General features: G+C 41.5%; 2 protein-coding genes. Both read left to right on the top strand.

Annotated elements, in window-relative coordinates:
* Positions 1-1104 carry a plasmid recombination protein gene (locus NXV01_RS25805; RefSeq protein ID WP_005783389.1) on the top strand — a complete coding sequence of 368 codons (1104 nt, stop codon included), beginning with the start codon at positions 1-3 and terminating at the stop codon, positions 1102-1104.
* Between the two features lie 467 nt (positions 1105-1571).
* The gene (locus tag NXV01_RS25810; protein ID WP_008670455.1) at positions 1572-2162 is read left to right on the top strand and encodes a hypothetical protein; all 591 of its coding nucleotides are present in this window, start codon (positions 1572-1574) and stop codon (positions 2160-2162) included.
* Positions 2163-2778: the final 616 nt, after the last annotated feature.

Consider the following 2778-nt stretch of genomic DNA (forward strand, 5'->3'; position numbering starts at 1 on the left):
ATGGGAGCAACAAGTATTCATGTACAAGCAGTGAAGCCGGGGAGCGAGATTCACAACTTTAGGGAAAAAGAGTTGGACTATGTTCGTCCGGAACTTAGTCATTTGAATGAAAGCTGGGTTGGAGATAGCATCTCCCATCGGCTGGAGAGTGCGAAACAGAGATATTTCGATACGGTTGGGCAGAAGATGCAGACTAAAGCAGCACCCATACGGGAGGGGGTAATAGTAATCAAGCAAGAAACCACCATGCAGGAACTCCAGCAATTCGCTGCGGTCTGCAAGGAACGTTTCGGTATTGAAGCGTTTCAAATCCATATACACAAGGACGAAGGATACATGAACGCAAAGCAATGGACACCTAACCTTCACGCCCATGTAGTTTTCGATTGGACGCAGCCGAACGGGAAGAGTGTGCGTTTATCGCGTGATGACATGGCAGAACTCCAAACCATAGCATCTGAAGCACTGGGCATGGAACGTGGTGTTTCTTCTGATCGCAAACACTTATCGGCTATGCAGTACAAGACCGAATGTGCGAAAGAACAGCTTCAGGAACTATCCAACGATATATCCAGTGCGTTAGACAAGCACAAGGACGTGCAAAACCAGCTTCTTCAGCTTCAGAAAGAACTACGTTCCATTGAAACAAAGAAAAACGTCCAAAAACTCATTTCTAAGGCTTCAGAGAAGTTTTACGGCTTGATAGGGAAAACGGTTAACGATAGGGAAAAAGATACCTTAAAAGCCAAAATAAAGGCTTTAGAGGGGGAAAATGAACAGCTATCCGATAGACTGGGAAAGGCTATACTTGAAAAAGAGCGAAACGGCACAAAGGTATTCAAAGCCGAGAACGACAAGGAGTATTATAGACAGCAAATGGACAATGCAAGGACAACCAGTAACCGACTAAGAACGGAGAACCAAGAACTAAAGACCGAAACCAAGGAATTGAAAAAAGAACTTGGTAAGATGAAAGACTTGTTCAATTCCGAACAACTGGAGGCTTTAAGGCATCATTTCCCAAACATATCAAAAGCTATGGAAGAGGGGAAAGACCTACTCAAGCAAATCACCAGAAGCAGAGGTTTCGGTATGGGTATGTAACCCCCCCCGCCCCCAAAGGGGGAGCGACCAAACGGCAGCTTCACTCGAGTGTTACGCCGTTCGGGTTCGGAAGAAATTTTGCAGGGTTCGAAAAACGGTTGTGTGCTTATTCGAAAAAAAGTTTATGGTGTGGGCGCTCGTCGGGACGGGTGGTCCCGCCCCTTGCCGCTGGGCGCTCCCCGACCGATGATTTTTTAAGTAGTTGATTATATGCCGTTTTTAGGGTATAATAAGAACTTAAGAAATAGAATAAGTTAAGTAGTTGATACTCAATATAGGGTATTTTCCATATTGGAAAATCAGATTTTCCATATTAGAAAGTCACTCTTTCCTATTAGATGTTAAAAAGGAAAATATATTTTGCTTTTTTATTGTATTAATGGAAATTTAAATATTCCTTTGTGGAAAATCAAATTATACTTTTTCACCGATATATAGAAAGTCAAATTTGCCTAAATAGAATGTTTATGGAAAATAAGAAAGTACTCAAATTAACCGATTTTCAAAAAAACGAAGAAAACCCCTTTATGAAACAAGCAATTGAAGGGATTGAAAATCACGTTGTTAAGAAATACAAAAGTAGTACGGGAAGTGATAAAAAAGCTGTAGTTGCTGTTGCTGATACAGATACAGGAGAAGTATTCAAAACCTCGTTTATCCGACAAATAGAAGTAGATGAAGAGCAATTTGCAAAACTATACCTTGCGAATTTTGCCGCTTTTTTCAATCTATCACAATCAGCTATTCGGGTTTTCGGGTATATTCTAACTTGCATGAAGCCTAAGAATGATATGATAATTTTCGATAGGCGAAAATGCTTAGAATACACCCAATACAAATCAGACAAAGCCATATACAAAGGATTGGCAGAGCTCGTACAAAGTGAAATCATAGCAAGAGGTCCAAACGAATATAATTGGTTCATTAATCCGTTGATTGTCTTTAATGGGGATAGGGTTTCATTTACAAAAACATACGTTCGGAAAAAGACTTTAGCTGCCCAAAAGAAAGAAGAAGCAGAGAAACGACAGTTATCACTTGGTTTTGATGAACTGTAACACTCCATTGAGTGAAGCTGCCGTTTGGTCGCTCCCCCTTTGGGGGGGGGGGGGATAGATAAAGTTCCTCTATGTAAAGTTATAATGGGGGATGAAAGGCAAGGTTCGCTAACCTTACCCCGATTGTTTATGCTTCCCAGCATTCAATCTATCCCCGTTTATGGGTTTCTCTTTCACCCTACAAAGATAACCTCATGGGGGAAAAATGTCCAAGAATATGGGGTAAAAACTATCAAGTCGGTAGAAAATAAGTATCTTTGAAGTACATTTTTAGTAGAGGTACTGGTATGCCTAGACGAAGCAGATAGGCAAAAATAAAGCCGCTGGGGATGTCGGATGTCCGTCAATTAACTCCAGCGGCTTGTATTTTGGTAACTCTCCCGTATCGGTCAGCTACCGTTTGGTCAGCAACAAAGGTAGTACTTTATTGTCGCAAATCCAAATGTTTTCCCCTTTATTTGTGCATTTACAAAACATTCACTAACTTCGCACCTATGCAGTATGGTGATAGCACACTAGCACCCTAAAGGGTACGTGTGTAAGGGGACAAGCCCCCTTAACCCCCTGTCAGCCGGCTGTCACCGGCTGTTATCGATTGTCACAAAAATGTTAACTT

This window comes from Bacteroides sp. BFG-606 (genome assembly GCF_024788145.1).
Classification (GTDB): domain Bacteria; phylum Bacteroidota; class Bacteroidia; order Bacteroidales; family Bacteroidaceae; genus Bacteroides; species Bacteroides vicugnae.